The sequence below is a fragment of the Thauera sp. JM12B12 genome (assembly GCF_039614725.1).
GTDB lineage: Bacteria > Pseudomonadota > Gammaproteobacteria > Burkholderiales > Rhodocyclaceae > Thauera.
Genome location: NZ_CP154859.1, coordinates 3,354,805 through 3,376,437 on the forward strand (window position 1 = coordinate 3,354,805; position 21,633 = coordinate 3,376,437).

Sequence of the window (21,633 nt, forward strand, 5' to 3'; positions counted from 1 at the left end):
TCATGCCTCGCCGCCGCGACTGGCCATGCCCGCGTCCGCCCCGACACCGCGCGCGAACCGGGCCAGGAAGCCGGCGAGCGCCTCCACGGCCGCATCGGCAAGGCCGTTGTACAGGCTGAGGCGGACGCCGCCGCGCTCCGGATGGCCGCACAGGTCGCGCAGTCCGGCGGCGTCCGCAGCGGCCAGGAAGCGCCCGGTGGCGCGGCCATCGGGCAGCTGGAAGCACGGATTGACCCGCGAGCGCCAACCTGCAGGCACCATCGAGCGGTAGAGCCCGGCCGCCTCGCCCGCGGCCATCGCGGCCGCGATCAGCGCATGACGGCGCTGCAGCCGGACAGCCATCGCCGCCACCCCGCCCGCGGCCTCGATCCAGTGCAGCATGCGGTGAGCGACGAAGACCGGGAGCACCGGCGGCGTGCACAGGCGCGAATCGGCCGCGGCCTGGGCAGCGTAGTCCATCACGCGCGGGACGTCGGTGCGCGCGCGATCGAGGAGCGCGCGGCGGATCACCACCAGGGTGAGTCCGGGCGTGCCGATCGTCTTCTGCGTGCCGGCATAGGCCAGGCTCAGGCGCTGCCAGTCGAGCGTACGGGTAAGGAACTCGGAGCTCAGGTCGGCCACCAGCGGCGCCCGCGTCAGCGGCAGCTGCGGAAACTGCAGGCCGTCGGCCGTTTCGTTCGGCGTCACATGCACGTAGGCGAATGCCTGCGCCGGGTCCCCATCCAGCACGGGCAGGTTCAGGGCGGCGAGCTCGCGAACGTCCACCGGCCCGAAGCGCTGCGCCTCCGCGATCGCCCGTCGCGACCAGTATCCGCTGTCGATGTAGAGCGCGGCCGCAGGCGTCGCCGTGCCCCGCGCACGGGCGCCACCGCATGCGTCCGCGCCGATCGCCCGCTTCGCCCGGGCACCCGCCCCTGCGCCCCCCTCGCGCCCGAGCAGATTCATCGGCACTGCGGCGAACTGTGCGCTCGCGCCGCCGGGCAGGAACAGCACGGCGAACGCGTCCGGGATCGCCAGCAGACGGCGCAGGCAGGCCTCGGTCTCCGCCTGCAGCGTGCGGTAGGCGGGCGTGGTGAAGGGCAGGCTCAGGATCGAGCCCGGCCCGGGCCGGCAGGCGTCGGCGACCTCATGCGCGACCGCGGCCGGCAACGGCCCCGCTGCGGCCGAGAAGCTGAATCCCCGCTGCGCGCGCCAGACCGCGAAGCTCGCGGACGCAGCAGCGTTCGCCTCAGGAGAACAGTGCGATCCCATGCGCACCCGCCGCCATGAAGAACAGCACCGGGATCGACAGCATGGTATTCACCCGCGCCGACAGGAAGGTGATGCGCGCGCAGCGCAGGCGCTCGTCCACCGGCGCGGCGACGAAGCCGAGCACGCGCTTCTGGTGCGGCCACAGCACGAACCACAGGTTGCATACCATGATCACCGCCAGCCAGATGCCCAGCCCGAGCGGCGCGAGACTGCCCTGCAGGCTGAGCGCCTCGGCGAGCCAGCCGCGCTGCCACAGGATCGCCACGCCGCTACCGAGCACCAGCAGCGAGGCATGGCGGAAGGTGCCGTGCTCGCGCTGCATGAGCGCGCGCTGGCGCGGGCTGTCGGGGTCGGACAGGTCGGCTGCGCTCAGGGGCGCGTAGCGCGCGCGGGTGACCGCGGTGGCGTAGTTGTGCCCCACCCACACCAGCGCGCCGACGACATGCAGCCAGCGCGCCGCCACTTCGAACAGGGTCTCCATCGTCGTGCGCCCTACATCAGCTGGCGCAGCAAGAGCGCCAGCGCCACGGTGAGGGCAACGCCGAGCGCCACCGTCACCACCGAGGAGTCGAACACGCGCAGCAGCAGATCAGACATGATCGACCTCCACCACGGCGAGGGCCGCGTCACTGCCCGCGGCGGCACCGCCGGCGCAGCCACCCGTCGCGCAACCGCCATTGGCGCCGAGCAGGCGCGCGTTGCGATCGTTGCGCAGCACCAGCGGCTGGGCCCTGCGCCCGGGGGCATGCGCCCTGGCGATCGCCGCGGTGATCAGGTGGTGATGCGGCGAGCGCGCGCAGGCGGGGTCGGTGTTCGACGCGTCGCCGGTGAGCAGGAAGGCCTGGCAGCGGCAGCCGCCGAAGTCCTTCTCCTTCTCGTCGCAGCTGCGGCAGGTGGGGCTCATCCATTCGTCGCCGCGGAATTTCCGGAAGGTCGGCGACTCGTTCCACAGCCAGGCCAGGCTCTTGTCGCGGATGCTGGGGAAGTCCAGACCCTCGATGATGCGCGCCTCCTGGCAGGGCATGGCGACACCGTCGGGGGCGATGGTGAGGTGGATCGCGCCCCAGCCGTTCATGCAGGCCTTGGGCCGGCCCTCGTAGTAGTCGGGGATCACGAAGTAGATCGTCATGCGCTGGCCGAGGCGCTCGCGCGCCGCCTGCACCGCGCGCTCGGCCGTCTGCAGCTGCTCGAGCGAGGGCAGCAGTTCGTCGCGATTGACCATCGCCCAGTTGTAGTACTGGATGTTGGCGAACTCGAGGTAATCGACGCCGATGTCCTCGGCCAGCGCGAGGATCTCCTCGACCTGGCCGATGTTGTGGCGGAACACCGGCACGTTGAGCACCATCGGGAAACCGTGGGCCTTGATCATGTGCGCGACCTTGAGCTTGAGCTCGTGGGCGCGCGCGCCGACCAGGGCGTCGGTGAGCGCACGCTCGCTCGACTGCAGCGAGAGCTGGATCTGCTTGAGTCCGGCGGCCTTGAGGGCGAGCAGCCTTTCCTCGCTCAGGCCGACGCCCGAGGTGATGAGATTGGTGTAGTAGCCGAGCGCGCTCGCCTCGGCGACGAGTTCCTCGAGGTCCTCGCGCAGCAGCGGCTCGCCGCCGGTGAAGCCGAGTTGCAGCGCGCCGAGCTCGCGGCCCTCGCGCAGCACGCGCTTCCACTCGGCGGTGCTCAGTTCGGCCTGGGCGTCGCGGGTGTAATCGACCGGGTTGCTGCACCACGGGCACTTCAGCGGGCAGCGGTAGGTGAGCTCGAGCACCAGCCACAAGGGCTTGCCCTGCCCGTCAAGCCTGACGACGGATCCATCCTTTGGCACGGAACACCTCCAGGAATTTGTAGACGCCTTCGGCCACGCGCGCGTCGTCGCCCGGGTAGCGCAGTTGCAGCTCGGCGACGAGTTCGGCGACGGTGCGTTGGCCGTCGCAGCGCTCGATGATGTCGCCGGCGGTCTGGTTGAGCTTGACGATGCCTTCCGGGTAGAGGAGGACGTGCGAATCCTGCGTCGGCTCCCAGCGGAAGAGGTACATCGGGTTGAGCGCGTAGCGCTCGCCCGCGGCGGGCGGGCTGAGGGCGGTGTCGTTCATGCGTGCATCCGGTGCGGGGGCGGGCAGGTCGAGCGCGGCGCGGCGGCGTCTGCGCGTGATGAGCCCGGTGGCGGAAGCCGATGCGCGGGGCGAGACCGCGGCCCGCAGCCGTCCGTGGACGGCCGGGCCGCGCGCGCTCAGCGCACGTAGACGTAGGCGGTGACTTCGAAGCCGAGCCGGATGTCGCAGTACGCGGGGTCGGTCCATTGCATGATGTGTCTCCTCGTGAATGATGGTGGGCGAACCGGCGCGGCGGCCGGCTCACCCACATCATCCCCGCGGCGGCAGCGCCCGGGATCCGCGTAATCGGGGGCGTGCCATGAGGGCGATCACGAGCGCGCGCTGGCGAAAATCATGATTCTGTCGCCGCGCGCAATCGCGTTGACCTGGGTCAACGCGCGCCCGGCCGAAGCTGGCGGATCTCCTCGACCAGGCCCGCGTTGCCGGCGTCGGCCGGCCCCTGCCAGCCGTCGAAATGCAGGAGCTCGGGCAGCGGCATGCGCTTCAGCCAGCCTGCCGCCTCGAGCTCCGGCTGGGCATGGAAGTCGCGGACGTAGCCGATGCACAGGTAGGCGATCGGGATGATCTCCCCCGGGATGCCGAGCGCCTCGCGCAAGGCCTGCGGGTGCAGGATGCTGACCCAGCCGACACCGAGGTTCTCGGCGCGCGCCGCCAGCCACAGGTTCTGCACCGCACACACTGCGCTGTAGACGTCCATCGCGCCGATGTGCGTGCGCCCGATCACCACCGGGCCATGGCGGCTGCGGTCGCAGGTGATGCAGAGGTTGACCGGCGACTCGAGGATGCCCTCGAGCTTGAGGTTGCGGTAGGTGGCGCGCTTGGCCTCGTCGAACATCTGCTCGGCCTCGGCGTGGGCGGCGAGGAAGTCGGCGTGGATCTTCTGCCGCACCGCGCGCGAGCGCACGACGATGAAGTCCCAGGGCTGCATGAAGCCGACCGAAGGCGCATGGTGGGCGGCGGTGAGCACGCGCGCGAGCACCTCGTCCGGGATGGCATCGGGCAGGAACTCGCCGCGCACGTCGCGGCGGGTGTGGATGGCACGGTAGACGGCGTCGCGCTCGGCGGTGCTGAAACGCGGGTCGGTCTGGAAGCGCGGTTGCGCGTTCGCGGCAAGGCCAGCGGACGCCCCGGATGAATGAGGCGCGGCCGCGTCCGGGCCGGCGTCGGCGTGCGCGTGGGCGCGCGAGGGCGCGGCCTGCGCCTGCGTCGGGCTGCTCATGAAGTATTCCCCTTGGCTACGAGCAGTGGGCAGCCGCCGACCAGACGGCTGCGGACAAGGCTTCGAGGCCGGTCTTCCGGCTGCGGATCATCTCGTCCGGACGCCTTCCCGGTCCTCGCGGACCAGTGGCTGGGCGAACCTCGCCCGGACAATCCCCTTCACGGCGCTGGGCGCGCGGCGGACTGGCACCGCCTTCCCGATTCTCCCGCGCCAGGCGCGGGCACCCCGAAGCAAACGAGCGCGAATCTTAGCAAGATCAAGATCAATGGGGTCAGACCCCATTGATCGTCAGCCGCGCTGGCGGCGGGCTTCGAAGAGGCAGATGCCGCTGGCGACCGAGACGTTCAGGCTCTCGACGCTGCCGTGCATCGGGATGCGGGCGAGCTCGTCGCAGGTCTCACGGGTGAGGCGACGCAAGCCGTCGCCTTCGGCGCCGAGCACCCAGGCCACCGGCACCTTCTGGTCGATGTCGTAGAGGGACTTGTCGGCCTCGCCGGCAGCGCCGACCACCCACACGCCGGCCTCCTGCATCTCGCGCAGCGCACGGGCGAGGTTCGTGACGGTGATGTAGGGCACGGTGTCGGCGGCGCCGCTGGCGACCTTGACCGCGGTGGCATTGAGCCCCACCGCGCGGTCCTTGGGCGCGACCACGGCGTGTGCCCCGGCGGCGTCGGCCACGCGCAGGCAGGCGCCGAGGTTGTGCGGGTCCTGCACGCCGTCGAGGACGAGGATGAGCGCGTTCTCGTCCAGGCTGTCGAGCACGTCGGCGAGCTTGATGTCGCGCCGGGTGGCGTCGACCTTGGCCACCACGCCCTGGTGACGGCGGGTGCCGACTAGGCCATCGAGCTTGTCGCCCTCGGCCTGGCTGATGCGCACGCCGGCGGCCTCGGCCTGGGCGAGGAACTTCTTCACCCGCGCGTCCTTGCGGTCGGCGGAGAGGAAGACCTCCAGCACCGCATCGGGCGCGTGGCGCAGCTTGGCGGAGACGGCGTGGAAGCCGTAGATCAGCTTGGTGGAGGTATTGTCGGGTGTCTTAGCCACGGTCGGAGCCCTTGGGGGTGGTCTTGCGGCCGGCTCGGCGGGCCGGGGCTGCAGTCGGAGTCGGGGGCGCGGATTCTAGCGCCTCGGCTGCGGCTGCGGCGACCGGTGCGGCGGCGGCCTTCTTTGCACGCACCTTGCGGGGTTTGGGCTCGGAGGGCTCCGGGCGCGCAGCCGGGGCTACCGGAGCGGCAGCCGTTTCGGCTGCTGCCTTCTTTGCGCCTGCCTTGCGCGGTTTCGCCTGAGCGGGCTCCTGCGCCGCGGCGAGCGTCTCGACGACCGGCGCGACGGCGGCCCTCCTCGCCCGTGACTTGCGGGGCTTCGGTTCGGCCACCTCCGGCACGGCGACGGGCACTTCGACGGCCGGGTTGACGGCCGTCTTTTTCGCGCGCGCGGCACGCGGCTTGGACGCCGGGGGCGTGGCGGACGCCGTGGCGACGGCCGCAGGCGCCACAATCGGCGCCGGCGCCACCTCGCCGACAGGTTCCGCCGCGGCCTTCTTCGCACGCTTGCTGCGGCTCTGGGCCGCAACGGGCTCGGGAACGGCAGCGAGGCCGTCCTCGACCGGCGCAGGTGCCGCCTCGGCGGCCTGGTTCGCGGCGGCTTTCTTCGCACGTTTGCTGCGCGCCTTGGGCTCGGCCGCCGCGGCGACACGGGCCGGGACATCAGCGGCGGGCGCAGTCGCGAGTTCCGCCACCGGCTCGGCGGCCGACTTCTTCCCACCCTTGCTGCGGGACTTCGCCGTGGCGGGCTCTGCAGCGGGGACCGGCGACTGCACGGTCGGGGCCTCGATGGGCTGCGCAGGCGCAGCGTCGACCACCGGCTCGGCCGCGCCCTTCTTCGCGCGCGGCTTGCGCGCCTTCTTCCCGGCTTCCGGGAGGGCGGCCGCAGCCACCGGCTCGGCGGGCTGCGCGGGCGCCTTCGGCGCGACCGGCAGCGGCCCTTCGATCAGGCGGAAGTCGATCTTGTTGGTCGCCATGTCGACGCGCACCAGTTGCACCTTCACCCGGTCCGACAGGCGGAACTGCTTGCCGGTGCGCTCGCCCATGAGGGCGTGGCGCGTCTCGTCGTAGTGGAAGTAGTCGCTGCCGAGGTCGGAGATGTGCAGCAGGCCCTCGATGAAGATGTCGTCGAGCGCGACGAAGAGGCCGAAGGGCACGACCGCCGACACGCTGCCGGTGAACTCCTCGCCAACGCGGTCCTGCATGAAGTAGCACTTGAGGAAGGCGACCACTTCGCGGGTGGCCTCGTCGGCGCGGCGCTCGGTCATCGAGCAGTGCAGGCCGATCTGCTCCCAGTCGCCGGGGCGGTATTGCTCACCGCCGAGCGCGGCCTTGATGCCGCGGTGGATCAGCAGGTCGGGATAGCGCCGGATCGGCGAGGTGAAGTGGGTGTAGGACTCGTAGGCGAGACCGAAGTGGCCGACGTTGTCCGGGCTGTACATCGCCTGCTTCAACGAGCGCAGCATCACGGTCTGCAGCAGCTGCGCATCGGGGCGGTCCTTGACCTGCTCGAGCAGCTTTGCGAAGTCGCTCGCACGCGGCTCGTCGCCCCCGCCCAGGCCGAGGCCGAACTCCTTGAGGAACTCGCGCAGCTTGGCGAGCTTGTCCTCGGAGGGGGAGTCGTGGATGCGATACAGCGCCGGATGCTCGCGGCTGGCGAGGAAGTCGGAGGCGCACACGTTGGCGGCGAGCATGCACTCCTCGATCAGGCGGTGGGCGTCGTTGCGCACCTCGGGCACGATCTGCGCGATCTTGCCGTTGTCATCGAAGATCATCCGCGTCTCGGTGGTCTCGAAGTCGATCGCGCCGCGCTTGGCGCGCGCCTTCAGCAGCACGCGGAACAGCGCGTCGAGGTTCTCAAGGTGGGGCAGCAGCGCGCCGAGTTCGGCGCGCACCGCCGGGTCCTTGTCGTAGAGCGCGGCGGCGACCCTGGTGTAGGTCAGGCGCGCATGCGACCAGATCACCGCGGGGTAGAAGCGGTAGTTCTTGATTTCGCCGTTGGCCGAGATGGCCATGTCGGCCACCATCGCCAGGCGCTCGACCTGCGGATTGAGCGAACACAGGCCGTTGGAGAGCTTCTCGGGCAGCATCGGGATGACGCGGCGCGGGAAGTAGACCGAGTTGCCGCGGTCGAAGGCGTCCTTGTCGAGCGCGCTGGCGGCGTCGACGTAGTGCGAGACGTCGGCGATGGCGACGATCAGGCGGTAGCCCTTGCCCTGCCGCTCGCAGTACACCGCGTCGTCGAAGTCCTTCGCGGTCTCGCCGTCGATGGTGACCAGCGGCAACTTGGTGAGGTCCTCGCGGCCGGCCCAGTCCTTCTTGCGCACGGTGTCGGGCAGCTTGCGCGTCTGCGCCTTGGCCTCGGACGAAAAGTCGAAGGGCAGGTCGTGCTTGCGCAGCGCGATTTCGATCTCCATGCCGGGGTCGGCGTAGTTGCCGAGCACCTCGACGATGCGCCCGATCGGCTGGGCGAACTTGGTGGGCTGCTCGACCAGCTCCACGGTGACGATCTGGCCCGGCTCGGGCTTCTTGCGCCCGCCCGGGGCGACCAGGATGTCCTGCGCCAGGCGGCGGTTCTCGGGCACGACGATCATCACGCCGTGCTCGTTGATCACGCGCCCTACGACGCGCGAGTTGGCGCGCTCGAGGATCTCGACCAGCTTGCCCTCGGGGCGACCGCGGCGGTCCTGGCCGGCGATGCGCACGATCACGCGGTCGCCGTGCAGCACCTCGCGCATCTCCTTGGGGCCGAGGAAGATGTCGGGCTCGCCGTCGTCGCGGCGCACGAAGCCGAAGCCGTCGGGGTGGCCCTCGACGCGGCCCTTGATCAGGTCGGCCTTGGCCGGCAGCAGGTAGGCGTCGCGGCGGTTGCGGACGAGTTGGCCGTCACGCTCCATCGCGCGCAGGCGGCGGTCGAAGAAGTCGAGCTCGTGCGGCGCGATGTCGAGTGCGGCGGCAAGCTCGGCGAAGGGCATCGGCACGCCGCGCTCGGCGAGGATCTGCAGCACGTATTCACGGCTGGGCAGCGGGTTCTCGTACTGCAGGGTCTCGCGGGCGTGGAAGGGATCGGCGAGGCGGATGGCGCTCGCCTGCGCCGCTGCCGCCTTGCGCGCCGCGCGGCTGCGGCCGGGGCCGCGCACCGCAGTGGCGCCCGCGTGCTGCGCAGGCTCGACGGCGGACCTCGCGAGGTCCTCTCCCCCGCGGCCTGGCTGTTCGCGGCGCGGCGAGTGCCTTGTGGACGAGGTGGCCGCCTTGTGGCTGGGGGTCCGGGCGCCGTGCTTCTTTTCGGTTTTTTTCGTTTTGCGAGTCATTGACAATCTTCTTTTCGTACTTATAATTCGCGTCTTCTTGCCCAGATGGCGGAATTGGTAGACGCACTAGTTTCAGGTACTAGCGCCGCGAGGCGTGGAGGTTCGAGTCCTCTTCTGGGCACCAGTTTCACGGGAAAGCCGCTCTTCAGAGCGGCTTTTTTGTTTGTTCACGGCGCGGAACGGAACAAAATCCTTTCCCGACGCCAAAGCCTTTGCTATTATGCGCGTCCCTGCCCAGATGGCGGAATTGGTAGACGCACTAGTTTCAGGTACTAGCGCCGCGAGGCGTGGAGGTTCGAGTCCTCTTCTGGGCACCATACGCAGGGAAAAGCCGGCTGACAGCCGGCTTTTTTCGTTCACCGCCCAGCTCGCGAGGCGCGTGCCGCGAGCGCCGTGGGGGCGGGCTTGCCCGCGAACACCTGCGGTGCAGGTGACATTCGCGGGCAAGCCCGCTCCCACGGTGCCCATGCCCACCGCGGCGCACCGTTCGGCCGGCAAAGCCCGGTCAGGCGCCAAACGGATGGCGACGCAGGATGGTTTCGTCGCGCTCGGGGCCAGTGGAAATCACGTCGATCGGGATCTCGCAGATCTCCTCGATGCGGTGCAGGTAAGCACGCGCCTCCTGCGGCAGCGCGTCCCAGCTCTGCGCGCCGAAGGTGGTGCCGCTCCAGCCCTTCATGGTCTCGTAGATGGGCTCGCAGCGCGTGACCTCCTCCGAGCCCATCGGCAGCAGGTCGATGCGCTTGCCGTCGAGCATGTAGCCGGTGCACAGCTTGAGCTCCGGCAACCCGTCGAGCACGTCGAGCTTGGTGATGCACAGGCCGGTGACGCCGTTGATGATGATCGAGCGCTTGAGCGCGGCCAGATCCAGCCAGCCGCAGCGGCGCTTGCGGCCGGTGACGGTGCCGAACTCGCGCCCCTTGGTCGACATCTGTTCGCCGGGCGCGCCTTTGGTCTCGATGTCGAGCTCGGTCGGGAACGGTCCGCCCCCGACACGCGTGCAGTAGGCCTTGGTGATGCCGAGAACATAGTGCAGGCGGCTCGGACCCACGCCCGAACCCGCCGCAGCCTGACCGGCGACGCAGTTGCTCGAGGTCACGAACGGATAGGTGCCGTGGTCGATGTCGAGCAGCGTGCCCTGCGCGCCCTCGAACAGCAGCGAGCCACCGGACTTGTTGATCGCGTACAGCTCGGCCGAGACGTCGGCCACCATCGGCAGCAGTTCCTCGGCGTCCGCCATGGCCTGGTCGAACACCGGCTGGAAGTCCACCGCCTCGGCGCCCAGGTGCTGGGTGAGCACGAAGTTGTGGTACTCGAGGTTGGCCTTGAGCTTGGCAGCGAAACGCTCGCGGTCGAAGAGGTCATAGACGCGCAGCGCGCGGCGCGCGACCTTGTCCTCGTAGGTCGGGCCGATGCCCTTGCCGGTGGTGCCGATCTTGTCGCCGGCCGACTTCGCGGCCTCGCGCGCGCGATCGAGCGCGGCATGGTAGCCGAGGATCAGCGGGCAACCCGGGCTGATGCGCAGGCGCTCGCGCACCTTGATGCCGCCAGCCTCGAGGGTGCGGATCTCGGACAGCAGGTGATGCGCATCGAGCACCACCCCATTGCCGATGAAACAGGCCACGCCTTCACGCACGATGCCCGAGGGCACGAGGTTGAGCTTGTACTCGTTCTGACCGATCACCAGCGTGTGACCGGCGTTGTGACCGCCCTGGAAGCGCACGACCCCTTTCGCGTGGTCGGTCAGCCAGTCGACGATCTTGCCTTTGCCCTCATCGCCCCATTGGGTACCGACAACGACGACGTTCTTTGCCATTTTCTTACTCTCCCTGTAACGGCACGACCGCCCAGCGATCGCCCCGCTTCACCAGTTGCCGGTCGCAGCCGGCTTCGTTCCAAGTTCCATCATGTCCGGGCAGTGCGTTGAGCACGATCTCGCCACGGGCGCGCAAGGCCGCCACTTCGGCAGCGAGTGCGCCATCGCCGTCCAGCGGGGCGAGCACGGCACCGGCCATCGTGCTCGTGCTCGGCAGGCGCCACACGAGCTCGCGCAGGTCGAGGCTGAAACCCACCGCCGGACGGGCGCGACCAAAGGCCTCCCCGACACGGTCGTAACGGCCGCCGAGCGCGAGCGCGGCCGGCGACTCCGCGCCATAGGCCGCGAACACGACTCCGCTGTGATAGTTGTAGCCGCGCAGGTCGGCGAGATCGAAACTCACCGGCAGGTCCGCGAGCGCCGCCGCCAGCTGGCGGAGTTCGCCGAGCAGGCGCCCGATCTCCGCGTCCTGCGGCAGACGCGCCGCAGCCTCGTCGAGCACATCCGGTCCGCCATAGAGCTCGGGCAGCGCAAGCAGCGCGCTGCGCGCCGGCTCGGCGACGTCGGCGAGCATGCGCTTGAGCTCGGGCACGTCCTTCGCCTGCAGCAGATCGAACAGCTCCCGCTCGCGCCCGGGCACCAGCCCGGCACGCGCGGCCAGCGCATGGAAGATGCCGACGTGACCGATGTCGATGCGCGACGCCGGCACTTCGGCCAGGCGCAGCACCTCGGCGAGCAGACGCAGGATCTCGACATCCGCCTCGATCCCGGCATGGCCGTAGAGCTCGGCGCCGAGCTGCAGCGGCTCGCGCGTGGCGGTCAGCGAAGACGGCAGGGTGTGGAGCACGCTGCCGCAATAGCACAGCCGTGAAACACCCCTGCGGTTGAGCAGGTGCGCATCGATACGGGTGACTTGCGGCGTCATGTCGGCACGCACACCCATGCTGCGCCCCGACAACTGGTCGACCAGCTTGTAGGTGCGTAGCTTGAGATCCTCCCCGGCGCCGGTGGTCAGCGAGTCGAGATACTCGAGCAGCGGCGGGATCACGAGCTGGTAGCCGCGCACCCGGAAGGCGTCGAGCAACCGGCGGCGCAGCGCCTCGATCTGGTGGGCATCGGACGGCAGGGCGTCCTGGATGTGGTCGGGCAGTACCCAGCGCATGAGCGTGTCAGAGGAAAAGAAAGAGCAGGATCGTCCCGACCAGCATGGAGGTCAGGCCGATGAAACGGATCTGACCGTCAGCCATGCTGGCGAGACGCAAAAAAGTTTCGCGCCAGGCGGCTGGCGCGATGAAGGGCAACAGGCCTTCGATGATCAGCATCAGCGCGAAGGCCGTGAGGAGCGAGCTTCCCATGAGGACGTCAGTTGCGCGGCGCGCCTCCGGCGTCCTTCATGAAGCGGAAGAAGTCCGAGCTCGGATCGAGCACCAGCACGTCGTCCTTGCCCGAGAAGCTCGAACGGTAGGCCTCGAGGCTGCGGTAGAAGGAGTAGAACTCGCGATCCTTGCCGAAGGCGTCGGCGTAGATCGCCGTGGCGCGCGCGTCGCCCTCACCCATGATCTCCTGCGAGGAGCGATAGGCTTCGGCGATGATGACCTCGCGCTGGCGGTCGGCGTCGGCGCGGATGCGCTCGGCCTCCGCGGCACCCAGCGAGCGCAGCTCGTTGGCCACCCGCTTGCGCTCGGCCTCCATGCGGCGATAGACCGACTCGGACACCTCGTTGGGCAGGTCGACCCGCTTCAGGCGGACGTCCACGATCTGCACGCCGATGGTGCGGGCATCGCGGTCGGCGCGCTCGCGCATCTGCTCCATGATCGTATCCCGCTCTCCGGAGACCACGTCGTGCACCGTCCGCCGTCCGAACTCCTCGCGCAGGCCGGCATTGACGGTCTGCGTGAGCCGGGTCCGCGCGCGCGCCTCGTCACCCGCCACCGACTCGTAGTAGAGCTGCGGGTCGACGATGCGCCACTTCACGAAGTGGTCGACCAGCACGTTCTTCTTCTCGGAGGTGATGAAACGCTCGGGCTCGGGCGTGTCCATCGTCAGGATGCGCTTGTCGAAGTAGCGCACGTTCTGGATGAAGGGCAGCTTGACGTTGAGGCCGGGCTCGGAGATGACCTCCTTGACCTCGCCAAGCTGGAACACGATCGCGTACTGGCGCTGGTCTACGGTGAACAGCGACATCGAAGCGATCACGACGATCAGCAGCAGCGTGCCGCCGATCAGGGACATCTTGTCACGCATCAGCGCACTCCCCGCTCACGACTGAACATTCCTTCCCGGTTGCGCGGATCGAAGCCCGGCACCGGCGCGTTGGCCGCGAGGCCGGCGGCCGACTGCGAGTCGGGCTGCGGCTGCGCGGCGGCAGGCTTGGCGCCCGCCTGCTGCATGAGCTTGTCGAGCGGCAGCATCAGCAGGTTGCCGTTGCCCTGCGCGTCGATCATGACCTTGGAGGTGCTGGCCATGACCTGCTGCATCGTGTCGAGGTACAGGCGTTCGCGGGTAACTTCCGGCGCGCGGCTGTATTCGGCGAACACCTGTCTGAAGCGGCTCGCCTCACCTTCTGCGTTGGCGACGACGCGCTCGCGGTAGGCATTGGCTTCCTCGACGAGGCGGGACGCGGTACCACGCGCACGCGGCACGACGTCGTTGGCGTAGGCCTCGCCCTCGTTCTTCTGGCGCTCGCGGTCCTGGCCGGCCTTGACCGCATCATCGAACGCGGCCTGCACCTGCTCGGGCGGCTGGGCGTTCTGCATGGTCACGCGGCTGATCTGGATGCCGGTCTCGTAGCGGTCGAGGATGCGCTGCATGAGCTCGTGCGCGGTGGTCGCGATCTCCTCGCGCCCCTCGTAGAGCACGAAGTCCATGCGGCTCTTGCCGACGATCTCGCGCATGCCGGTCTCGGCGGCCTGCGCCACCGCCTCGTCGGGGAAGCGGTTGTTGAAGACGTAGTTCTCGGGGCTGTTCAGGACGTACTGCACCGCGAACTGGATGTTGATGATGTTCTCGTCGTCGGTGAGCATCAGCGACTCGCGCAGGACCTTGTTGCGCTCGGAACCGCGATAGCCCACCTCGACGGTGCGCACCCCGGTGAGATCGACGATCTCATGGGTTTCGAAGGGCGCCGGCAAGCGCCAGCGCAGGCCGGGCTCGGTGGTGGCGACGTACTTGCCGAGGCGCAGGACGACGCCACGCTGGTTGGCATCGACCGTGTAGAAGCCGCTCGCCAGCCACACGACCAGCACGAGCACCAGCAGCACGCCGATGCCGCCGCCGAACTGCTTGAAGGAGAAGCTCGGCAGTTGCGGCGCGCCGCCACCACCTCCGCCGCCGGCGCCACCGCCGCGACCGCCGCGCTTGCCGCCGAACATGCCGGTCAGGCGCTGGTTGAAGTCGCGCCACACCTCCTCGAGGTCGGGCGGGCCCTGGTTGGGGCCACGATTGCGGTCGCCGCGCTGGTCGTCGTTGCGGTTGTCGTCGCCGCGATTGCCGTCGTTGCGGTCGCCATCGCCGCCGCCCTGGCCACCCCAGCGTGGATCATTGAGTGACATGAGAATGCCTGTTATCACGTTTGTTCTGGTCGCTCGTCGGCCAGTCCGGCGAGCCGGACGGCGTTGTCACCAAAGGTCTGCTGAGCCACTTCGGCAAGCGCGTCGCGAAGCAGGCCGAGACCTTCCCCCGTTCGGGCGCTCAAAAAAATGCGCCTGATCTTATCACAGTCGCCCCGCTCGACCGCCGGCGCGGCCCGAGTAAGGTCGATCTTGTTCCACACCAGGATCTGCGGCACGTCGGCCGCCCCGATCTCGGCAAGGACCTGGTTCACCGCCTCGATCTGGGCGTCACGATCCTCGCTCGCCGAATCCACCACATGAAGCAGCAGGTCGGCGTGCGCGGTTTCCTCGAGTGTCGCCTGGAACGCCGCGACCAGCGCATGCGGAAGGTCGCGGATGAAGCCGACGGTGTCCGACAGCACGACATTGACGCCACCCTGCTCGCCGCCGACATACAGACGACGGGACGTGGTGTCGAGCGTCGCGAAGAGCTGGTCGGCCGCATAGGCCCCCGCCTTCGTCATCGCATTGAACAGCGTCGACTTGCCCGCATTGGTGTAACCGACGAGAGAGACCGACAGAACGTCGCGGCGTTCCCTTGCGCGGCGGCGAACCTTGCGCTGCTTCTCGATCTGCGCGAGGCGGGACTTGAGCATCTTGACCCGGTTGCCGAGCAGGCGGCGGTCGGTCTCGAGCTGCTTCTCGCCCGGTCCGCGCAGGCCGATGCCACCCTTCTGGCGCTCGAGGTGAGTCCAGCCGCGCACCAGCCGCGTGGCCAGATGCTCGAGCTGGGCGAGTTCGACCTGCAGCTTGCCTTCGTGGCTGCGCGCGCGCTGGGCGAAGATGTCGAGGATCAGCGCGGTGCGATCGATGACCATGCACTGCAACTCGCGCTCGAGGTTGCGCTGCTGCGCCGGCGACAGCGCGTGATTGAAGATCACGATATCGGCGCCGTGCGCGCGCAGGGCCTCGCCGATCTCCTGGACCTTGCCGCTGCCGGCGAAGAGCTTCGGATCGGGCGCGGCGCGCTTGCCCTGCACCACGGCCTCGACGCTCGCTCCCGCACTGAGGACGAGCAGCTTGAGTTCGGAGAGGCGCTCGTCGATCGCGCCCTGACCGAGGTCGAGCTGGACGAGAACCGCACGCTCACCGGAGGCGGGACGCTCAAACATGCGTGCCTCCCGCGACCGGATCGCGCCGGCCGCGCCGCGTCATGAGCGGCCTCAGTTGCTGCCCTCTTCCTGCTGGATGACGACCGGACGGGCCGGCACCACGGTCGAGATGGCGTGCTTGTAGACCATCTGCGTCACGGTGTTCTTGAGCAGAACGACGTACTGGTCGAAGGACTCGACCTGGCCCTGCAGCTTGATGCCGTTCACGAGGTAGATGGACACCGGAATGTGTTCGCGACGCAGGGTGTTGAGGAAGGGGTCTTGTAGAAGTTGCCCTTTATTGCTCATTGCTGAACCTCTTTATCTTGTGTTTATAAGAATGTTATGGATGCCATTGCTGCACTGCCGCATCGCAGTATGCAACGAAATCCGGGTGTGGAAACGGGTTCTTGCCGGAAAAAGTGATCAGGCCCTTGAAGCGTAGGGATTGTGCGTGGTGCGGAACTGGATGCGCAAGGGCGTGCCCTGCAGTTTGAACGCCTCCATGAAGCAGCGCTCCAGGTAGCGCACATAGGACTGAGGGATGTCGTCGAGCGCGTTGCCGTGGATCACGATCACCGGCGGATTCATGCCGCCCTGGTGGGCGTAGCGCATCTTCGGGCGCGCCATGCCGTGGCGCGGCGGCGCCTGGCGGGCGACAGCCTGCTGCAGCGCGCGCGTGAGGCGCGGCGTGGACAGGTCGGCAGTCGCCGCCGCATAGGCCGCATCCACCGATTTGAGCAGCCCCCCGATGCCCTCCGACTTGAGCGCCGAAATCTGGTGGAAACGCGCGAAAGACAGGAAGGCGAGCTTGCGTCCGAGATCGAGCTTCAGGCGCTCCCGCCGATAGTCGTCCACCGCGTCCCACTTGTTGATCGCCACCACCAGCGCACGACCGGCCTCGAGCGCGAAACCCGCGATGTGCGCGTCCTGGTCGGAGATGTCCTGCGCGGCGTCGAGCACGAGCACGACCACGTTGGACTCCTGCACCGCCTGCAGGGTCTTGATGACGGAGAACTTCTCGACCGCCTCGAACACCTTGCCACGTCGGCGCAGGCCGGCGGTGTCGATCAGCGTGTAGCGCTTGCCACCACGCTCGAAGGGGATCGCGATCGCATCGCGGGTCGTGCCCGGCATGTCGAAGGCGATCACGCGCTCCTCGCCGAGCAGGGTATTGACCAGGGTCGACTTGCCGACGTTGGGGCGGCCGACGATCGCCACCCTGGGCCCCTCGTCTTCCGACGATGGCTTCTCGTCGTCGGCCGGGAACGGCGCCAGAACGAGCTCGACCAGTTGCTTGACGCCGTCGCCATGCGCGGCCGACACCGGCAGCGGATCGCCGAGGCCGAGCGCATGGAAGTCGGCGGCGACGATCGCGCGGTCGAGGCCCTCGGCCTTGTTGACGACCAGATGCACCGGACGTCCGGCGCGACGCAGGCGGGCGGCGATGTTCTCGTCGTGGGGCGTGCGCCCGGCGCGGCCGTCGACGAGGAACAGCAGGACGTCCGCCTCGGCGATCGCCTGCTCCGCCTGGCGCGCCATCTCGTGCATGATGCCGTCCTTGGCCACGGGATCGAAACCCGCGGTATCGACGACCAGATAGTCGCGGTCGCCGACGCGGCCGATGCCGTAGTGGCGGTCGCGGGTGAGACCGGGCTGATCGGCGACGAGGGCGTCACGCGTGCGCGTGAGGCGGTTGAACAGGGTCGATTTGCCGACATTGGGCCGGCCGACCAGAACGATGGTGGGTTTCACTTGCTCGGGTGCCTCAGCGCACTTCGTACGCAGTGATGTCGCCGTCCTGGTCCTGGACGACGAAGCCGCGACCGAGCGGCACCGGGTCGGCGGCGATCGCATCGCTGCCGGCACGGTCGCGCGCCTCGAAGGCGCCGGTCTCGCGGTTCAACAGATGGACATAGCCCTCGACGTCGCCGACCGCGACATGATCGCCGACGATCAACGGCCGTGACACCTTGCGCCGGGCGAGCGCGTCCTGCTTCCATACGCTGGCACCGCTGTAGGCGTCGAGCGCCTGCACCGCATCGCGCTCGTCGGTGATCATGGCGAAGCGGGCATCGCGGTCCATGCCGACGCTGCTGGAGAAATCGCGCGCCCAGATCGCGTTGCCGTTCGAGGTGTCGAAGCAGGCAGCGCGCCCCTGGAAGGCGACCGCGCACACCTCGCGACGTCCGACCACCGGCGTGCCGGCGACGTCGGCGACGCGCTCGAGTTCGGTCGAACCGCGCGGCACCGCGACATTGAGCTCGGTGATCGCGCCGCCGTTGGCGAGGTTGATCACCGCCAGCTTGCCGCCCGGGAAGCCGGCGAGCACCACCGGCCCCTCGATGACGACCGCGGCGAAGCTGCGCAGGGCAAGCGGCGGATTGTTGCGCTGATACACCCAACGCCGGCTGCCATCGCGGGCATCGAGCGCGATCAGGCGGTTGTCGGAGGCGCGCACGACCACGAGGTCGAGGCTGACCGCCGGAGGGGCGAGCACTTCCGCCCCGACCTCGGCGCGCCAGCGCTCGCTGCCGGTGGCCGCATCGAGCGCAATCACCGCGCCACTGGTTGCTGCCACCACGGCGAGACGGCCATCGGTGCCCACACCCGCCGAGAGCCGGGTGTCGGTATCGATGCGCCACACCTGGCCGCCGCCCTCGAAGCGGGCGACGTCGCCATCATGGCTCGCGGCAAACACCGCATCGCTCCACACCGCGGGCTGGAAGCGGTAGGGCCCCGCTTCCCCGATGTTGGCGCGCCACACGCTTGCGAGTTCGGCTGAAGGCGTGAAGTCGACCAGCGGTGCGGGCTTCGCCGCCGAGCTGGCGAAAGGATTCAGCGACGCGCACCCCGCGCTCAGCAGCACGGCAGCGAGAATCGGGACGATACGCAGCGACGAGGCTTTCATCGATCAGGCTCCGAGGGATTCGAGTTTCACGCGCACGACTTCGCGCAGGGTGACGGCTTCCTCGCCTTCGCTGGCGAGGCTGTCGATGGCGGCCTGCCAGGCGGCACGCGCCTCGGCGGACTTGCCCTGGGCAGCCAGGATGTCGCCGCGCAGATCGTCGAAACGCGCCTTGTAGGCCGCGGTCGGTGCGGCCTGCAGGCGGGCGAGTGCGGCGTCGAGTTCTCCCTGCTGCAGCAGCACCGCGGCCAGGCGCAGACGCGCGAGGTCGCGCAGCGCGGCATCCTTGCCTTTGTCGGCCGCCCATTCGAGCTGCGCGCGTGCGTTGGCGAGATCGCCGGACTCGAACTGCAGCGCCGCCGACAGCAGCGCGCCGAGCTGGGCACTGACGCTGCCGCCATGCTCGCCGATCAGCCGGCCGGCTGCCTCGCGGGCCTTCTGCACGTCCTGCTGCTCGGCGGCCTGCTGCACGCCGTAATAGAGCACCGCGGCCTCGCCGGCATTGCGGTTCTGGTACCAGTTCCAGCCCTGCCAGCCCACCGAGGCGAGGGCGGCAACGGCCGCGATGGTGACGACGATGTTGCCGTACTGCGCCCACCACGCCTTGAGTTCGGAAATCTGTTCCTGTTCTTCGAGATCGTAGACCGCCATCGTCAAGCCCCTTGTTCGTCCTGTTCGGATTGTTCGCTGTACAGCAAGGCCGCCATCGCCTCGGGCAGGGCCTCGAGCGTGACGCGCTGCTGGGCGCCGCCGCCGCGCAGCGGCTTGAGGCCGACCTCGCCCGCCAGCGCCTCGTCCTCGCCGATCACGATCGCCACCGGCGCCTCGCTGGCGTCGGCCTTCTTCATCTGCGACTTGAAGCTGCCACCGCCGCAGTGCATCAGCACCGCGAAGCCATGCTCGCGCAGCGCCTCGGCGGCGCGCATGGCCAGACGCTGGGCGGTGTCGCCGACGCTGACCACGTAGGCGTCGGGCACCGAGCGCTCGGCCTCACCCCCGCACTCCTTCCACAGCAGCAGCAGGCGCTCGATGCCGATCGCGAAACCGGCCGCCGGCTGCGGCTTGCCGCCGAGCTGCTCGAACAGGCCGTCGTAGCGCCCGCCGGCGCAGATCGTGCCCTGCGCGCCCAGGCGCGTGGTGACCCACTCGAACACGGTGCGGTTGTAGTAATCCAGGCCGCGCACCAGGCGGTGGTTGATGCGATACGGGATGCCGGCGTCCTTGAGGAAGACCTGCACCGCCTCGAAATGCGCCCTCGACTCCTCGCCGAGGTAGTCGGCGAGCCTCGGAGCCCCCTCGACGATCGCGTGCAGCTCGGGATTCTTGGTGTCGAGGATGCGCAGCGGATTGGTGTACAGCCGGCGCCTGCCGTCCTCGTCGAGCTTGTCCTGGTGCTGCTCGAGATAGGCGATCAGCGCCGCGCGGTGACGAGCGCGCTCCTCGGGGGCGCCGAGCGAGTTGATCTCGAGCGCCACGTCCTCGAGGCCGAGGTCCTCCCACAGCCGCGCGCACATCAGGATGAGCTCGGCATCGGTGTCGGCGCCGGCGAAACCGAGCGCCTCGACGCCGATCTGGTGGAACTGCCGGTAGCGGCCCTTCTGCGGGCGCTCGTGGCGGAACATCGGCCCGTAGTAGTACAGGCGCTGCGGACCACCGGCGGGGATCAGGTTGTGCTGGATGGCGGCGCGCACGCAGGAGGCCGTACCTTCCGGGCGCAGCGTCAGGTGTTCGCCATTGAGCGCGTCCTCGAACGAGTACATCTCCTTCTCGACGATGTCGGTGACTTCGCCGATGGCGCGCTTGAACAGCGGCGTCGGCTCGACGAGCGGCATGCGGATCGGGCGGTAGCCGTAGCTCTGCAGCCAGTCGCGCACGATGTCTTCGAAGTATTCCCAGGTTTCGGCGTCGGCCGGCAGGATGTCGTTCATCCCGCGCACGGCCTGCAAGGTCTGGCTCATGTGTTTCTGTTCTTCTGTGTCGCGCTCACGCGCGGTGGTCGTTGTTCGTTGCGGCGCTCAGGCGCCCTTCTTCACGTACTTGGTGGCGACGTAGTTGTCGACGATCGCCTTGAACTCGGCGGCGATGTTGTCGCCGCGCAGGGTCACGACCTTCTCGCCGTCGACGAACACCGGCGCGGCCGGGGTCTCGCCGGTACCCGGCAGCGAGATGCCGATGTTCGCGTGCTTGCTCTCGCCCGGCCCATTGACCACGCAGCCCATCACCGCCAGCGTCATGTTCTCGACGCCGTCGTACTGCTCGCGCCATACGGGCATCTGCGCGCGCACGTAGTCCTGGATGCCGGAGGCGAGTTCCTGGAAGAAGGTGCTGGTGGTGCGGCCGCAGCCCGGGCAGGCGGTGACCATCGGGGTGAAGGCGCGCAGGCCCATGGTCTGCAGGATCTCCTGCGCGACCACGACCTCCTGGGTGCGGCTGCCGCCGGGCTCCGGCGTGAGCGAGATGCGGATGGTGTCGCCGATGCCCTCCTGCAGCAGCACGGCGAGCGCGGCGGTGGAACCGACGATGCCCTTGCTGCCCATCCCGGCCTCGGTGAGCCCCAGGTGAAGTGCGTAGTCGCTGCGGCGGGCGAGGTCGCGGTACACCGCGATCAGGTCCTGCACGCTGGAAACCTTGGCCGACAGGATGATGCGGTCACGGCCCAGACCGTACTCCTCGGCCTTGGCCGCGGATTCGAGCGCGGACACGACGAGCGCCTCGCGCATCACCGCACCGGCGTCGCGCGGCTCGGCACGCTTGGCGTTGGCGTCCATGATGCGGGCGAGCACCGACTGGTCGAGACTGCCCCAGTTCACGCCGATGCGCACCGGCTTGTCGTAGCGGCAGGCGAGCTCGACGATGGCGGCAAACTGCGGGTCGCGCTTGCGGCCGGCGCCGACGTTGCCCGGGTTGATGCGCAACTTGGCGAGCGCCTCGGCGCAGGCCGGGAAGTCGGTGAGCAGCTTGTGGCCGTTGTAGTGGAAGTCGCCGACCAGCGGCACGTCCATGTTGAGCGCGAGCAGGCGGTCGCGGATCTTCGGCACCGCGGCCGCGGCGGCCTCGTTGTTGACCGTGATGCGCACGATCTCGGAGCCGGCGCGGGCAAGCTCGGCGACCTGCATCGCGGTGGCGAGCACGTCGGCGGTGTCGGTGTTGGTCATCGACTGCACCACCACCGGGGCTTCGCCGCCAATGCGCACCTTGCCGACGCGGACTTCATGGGTGCGATGGCGCGCGAGCGGACGGGCCTCGATCGGGGCGGGTTCGTGTTGCAGGGTCATGGGTTC

At 69.1% G+C, this 21,633-nt stretch carries 19 protein-coding genes, 2 tRNA genes and 1 riboswitch; of the genes, 2 read left to right on the forward strand and 19 right to left on the reverse strand.

The window, feature by feature from the left end:
* The 7 genes from serC to rnr all read right to left on the reverse strand — a co-directional run bounded on the left by serC (nucleotide 1) and on the right by rnr (nucleotide 8,926).
* On the reverse strand, nucleotides 1-1,149 hold the full coding sequence (serC, locus tag AAG895_RS15200; protein ID WP_345792829.1) for a 3-phosphoserine/phosphohydroxythreonine transaminase: 1,149 nt from the start codon (nucleotides 1,147-1,149) through the stop codon (nucleotides 1-3).
* Nucleotides 1,150-1,228: 79 nt separating this feature from the next.
* The gene (locus tag AAG895_RS15205) at nucleotides 1,229-1,732 is read right to left on the reverse strand and encodes a urate hydroxylase PuuD (protein ID WP_345792830.1); all 504 of its coding nucleotides are present in this window, start codon (nucleotides 1,730-1,732) and stop codon (nucleotides 1,229-1,231) included.
* Nucleotides 1,733-1,840: 108 nt separating this feature from the next.
* Nucleotides 1,841-3,067 carry a pyrroloquinoline quinone biosynthesis protein PqqE gene (gene pqqE / locus AAG895_RS15210; RefSeq protein ID WP_345792831.1) on the reverse strand — a complete coding sequence of 409 codons (1,227 nt, stop codon included), beginning with the start codon at nucleotides 3,065-3,067 and terminating at the stop codon, nucleotides 1,841-1,843.
* Complete coding sequence (gene pqqD, locus AAG895_RS15215; RefSeq protein WP_345792832.1) at nucleotides 3,036-3,335, reverse strand: pyrroloquinoline quinone biosynthesis peptide chaperone PqqD; 300 nt, start codon at nucleotides 3,333-3,335, stop codon at nucleotides 3,036-3,038. Before pqqD ends, pqqE begins: the two co-directional genes overlap by 32 nt.
* Before the next feature lie 391 nt (nucleotides 3,336-3,726).
* On the reverse strand, nucleotides 3,727-4,575 hold the full coding sequence (gene bluB, locus AAG895_RS15220; RefSeq protein ID WP_345792833.1) for a 5,6-dimethylbenzimidazole synthase: 849 nt from the start codon (nucleotides 4,573-4,575) through the stop codon (nucleotides 3,727-3,729).
* A gap of 48 nt (nucleotides 4,576-4,623) precedes the next feature.
* A riboswitch (cobalamin riboswitch) is annotated at nucleotides 4,624-4,818 on the reverse strand.
* A gap of 45 nt (nucleotides 4,819-4,863) precedes the next feature.
* On the reverse strand, nucleotides 4,864-5,616 hold the full coding sequence (gene rlmB, locus AAG895_RS15225) for a 23S rRNA (guanosine(2251)-2'-O)-methyltransferase RlmB (protein WP_345792834.1): 753 nt from the start codon (nucleotides 5,614-5,616) through the stop codon (nucleotides 4,864-4,866).
* On the reverse strand, nucleotides 5,609-8,926 hold the full coding sequence (rnr, locus tag AAG895_RS15230) for a ribonuclease R (protein WP_345792835.1): 3,318 nt from the start codon (nucleotides 8,924-8,926) through the stop codon (nucleotides 5,609-5,611). The genes rlmB and rnr overlap by 8 nt, the downstream gene beginning before the upstream one ends.
* 39 nt (nucleotides 8,927-8,965) lie before the next feature.
* On the opposite strand from rnr, the gene AAG895_RS15235 reads away from it, so the two are divergent.
* Both AAG895_RS15235 and AAG895_RS15240 read left to right on the forward strand, forming a co-directional pair.
* A tRNA-Leu gene (locus tag AAG895_RS15235) sits at nucleotides 8,966-9,050 on the forward strand.
* 108 nt (nucleotides 9,051-9,158) lie between these two features.
* Nucleotides 9,159-9,243 (forward strand) — tRNA-Leu (locus AAG895_RS15240).
* 188 nt (nucleotides 9,244-9,431) lie between these two features.
* Here AAG895_RS15240 and AAG895_RS15245 read toward each other — a convergent pair.
* The 12 genes from AAG895_RS15245 to ispG all read right to left on the reverse strand — a co-directional run bounded on the left by AAG895_RS15245 (nucleotide 9,432) and on the right by ispG (nucleotide 21,627).
* Nucleotides 9,432-10,742: an adenylosuccinate synthase gene (locus AAG895_RS15245; protein ID WP_345792836.1), complete on the reverse strand. Its 1,311-nt coding sequence runs from the start codon at nucleotides 10,740-10,742 to the stop codon at nucleotides 9,432-9,434.
* Between the two features lie 4 nt (nucleotides 10,743-10,746).
* Nucleotides 10,747-11,904, reverse strand: a complete 1,158-nt coding sequence (locus AAG895_RS15250; RefSeq protein ID WP_345792837.1) for an ATP phosphoribosyltransferase regulatory subunit — start codon at nucleotides 11,902-11,904, stop codon at nucleotides 10,747-10,749.
* A gap of 7 nt (nucleotides 11,905-11,911) precedes the next feature.
* Entirely contained in the window at nucleotides 11,912-12,097 is a 186-nt protein-coding gene (locus tag AAG895_RS15255) for a DUF2065 domain-containing protein (RefSeq protein WP_345792838.1), read from the reverse strand.
* 7 nt (nucleotides 12,098-12,104) lie between these two features.
* Entirely contained in the window at nucleotides 12,105-12,986 is an 882-nt protein-coding gene (gene hflC, locus AAG895_RS15260) for a protease modulator HflC (RefSeq protein WP_345792839.1), read from the reverse strand.
* Nucleotides 12,986-14,293 carry an FtsH protease activity modulator HflK gene (gene hflK / locus AAG895_RS15265; RefSeq protein WP_345792840.1) on the reverse strand — a complete coding sequence of 436 codons (1,308 nt, stop codon included), beginning with the start codon at nucleotides 14,291-14,293 and terminating at the stop codon, nucleotides 12,986-12,988. Before hflK ends, hflC begins: the two co-directional genes overlap by 1 nt.
* Before the next feature lie 14 nt (nucleotides 14,294-14,307).
* Entirely contained in the window at nucleotides 14,308-15,465 is a 1,158-nt protein-coding gene (hflX, locus tag AAG895_RS15270) for a ribosome rescue GTPase HflX (RefSeq protein WP_345792841.1), read from the reverse strand.
* 51 nt (nucleotides 15,466-15,516) lie between these two features.
* The gene (hfq, locus tag AAG895_RS15275; protein WP_281050752.1) at nucleotides 15,517-15,753 is read right to left on the reverse strand and encodes an RNA chaperone Hfq; all 237 of its coding nucleotides are present in this window, start codon (nucleotides 15,751-15,753) and stop codon (nucleotides 15,517-15,519) included.
* Nucleotides 15,754-15,870: 117 nt separating this feature from the next.
* On the reverse strand, nucleotides 15,871-17,199 hold the full coding sequence (der, locus tag AAG895_RS15280; RefSeq protein WP_345792842.1) for a ribosome biogenesis GTPase Der: 1,329 nt from the start codon (nucleotides 17,197-17,199) through the stop codon (nucleotides 15,871-15,873).
* Nucleotides 17,200-17,212: 13 nt separating this feature from the next.
* Nucleotides 17,213-18,355: an outer membrane protein assembly factor BamB gene (bamB, locus tag AAG895_RS15285; RefSeq protein ID WP_345792843.1), complete on the reverse strand. Its 1,143-nt coding sequence runs from the start codon at nucleotides 18,353-18,355 to the stop codon at nucleotides 17,213-17,215.
* 3 nt (nucleotides 18,356-18,358) lie between these two features.
* The gene (locus AAG895_RS15290) at nucleotides 18,359-19,003 is read right to left on the reverse strand and encodes a tetratricopeptide repeat protein (RefSeq protein WP_345792844.1); all 645 of its coding nucleotides are present in this window, start codon (nucleotides 19,001-19,003) and stop codon (nucleotides 18,359-18,361) included.
* Between the two features lie 2 nt (nucleotides 19,004-19,005).
* Entirely contained in the window at nucleotides 19,006-20,310 is a 1,305-nt protein-coding gene (hisS, locus tag AAG895_RS15295; protein ID WP_345792845.1) for a histidine--tRNA ligase, read from the reverse strand.
* Nucleotides 20,311-20,367: 57 nt separating this feature from the next.
* A complete protein-coding gene (gene ispG / locus AAG895_RS15300; protein WP_345792846.1) occupies nucleotides 20,368-21,627 on the reverse strand; it encodes a flavodoxin-dependent (E)-4-hydroxy-3-methylbut-2-enyl-diphosphate synthase in 1,260 nt (419 codons plus the stop codon).
* Nucleotides 21,628-21,633 lie beyond the last annotated feature (6 nt).

Coding starts and splice junctions, on each gene's coding strand:
- hflK (WP_345792840.1), bottom strand. CDS start 14,293: ATGTCACTCAATGATCCACGCTGGGGTGGCCAGGGCGGCGGCGATGGC.
- hfq (WP_281050752.1), bottom strand. CDS start 15,753: ATGAGCAATAAAGGGCAACTTCTACAAGACCCCTTCCTCAACACCCTG.
- AAG895_RS15250 (WP_345792837.1), bottom strand. CDS start 11,904: ATGCGCTGGGTACTGCCCGACCACATCCAGGACGCCCTGCCGTCCGAT.
- AAG895_RS15290 (WP_345792844.1), bottom strand. CDS start 19,003: ATGGCGGTCTACGATCTCGAAGAACAGGAACAGATTTCCGAACTCAAG.
- ispG (WP_345792846.1), bottom strand. CDS start 21,627: ATGACCCTGCAACACGAACCCGCCCCGATCGAGGCCCGTCCGCTCGCG.
- bluB (WP_345792833.1), bottom strand. CDS start 4,575: ATGAGCAGCCCGACGCAGGCGCAGGCCGCGCCCTCGCGCGCCCACGCG.
- AAG895_RS15245 (WP_345792836.1), bottom strand. CDS start 10,742: ATGGCAAAGAACGTCGTCGTTGTCGGTACCCAATGGGGCGATGAGGGC.
- AAG895_RS15255 (WP_345792838.1), bottom strand. CDS start 12,097: ATGGGAAGCTCGCTCCTCACGGCCTTCGCGCTGATGCTGATCATCGAA.
- rnr (WP_345792835.1), bottom strand. CDS start 8,926: ATGACTCGCAAAACGAAAAAAACCGAAAAGAAGCACGGCGCCCGGACC.
- AAG895_RS15205 (WP_345792830.1), bottom strand. CDS start 1,732: ATGGAGACCCTGTTCGAAGTGGCGGCGCGCTGGCTGCATGTCGTCGGC.
- bamB (WP_345792843.1), bottom strand. CDS start 18,355: ATGAAAGCCTCGTCGCTGCGTATCGTCCCGATTCTCGCTGCCGTGCTG.
- hflC (WP_345792839.1), bottom strand. CDS start 12,986: ATGCGTGACAAGATGTCCCTGATCGGCGGCACGCTGCTGCTGATCGTC.
- hflX (WP_345792841.1), bottom strand. CDS start 15,465: ATGTTTGAGCGTCCCGCCTCCGGTGAGCGTGCGGTTCTCGTCCAGCTC.
- pqqD (WP_345792832.1), bottom strand. CDS start 3,335: ATGAACGACACCGCCCTCAGCCCGCCCGCCGCGGGCGAGCGCTACGCG.
- hisS (WP_345792845.1), bottom strand. CDS start 20,310: ATGAGCCAGACCTTGCAGGCCGTGCGCGGGATGAACGACATCCTGCCG.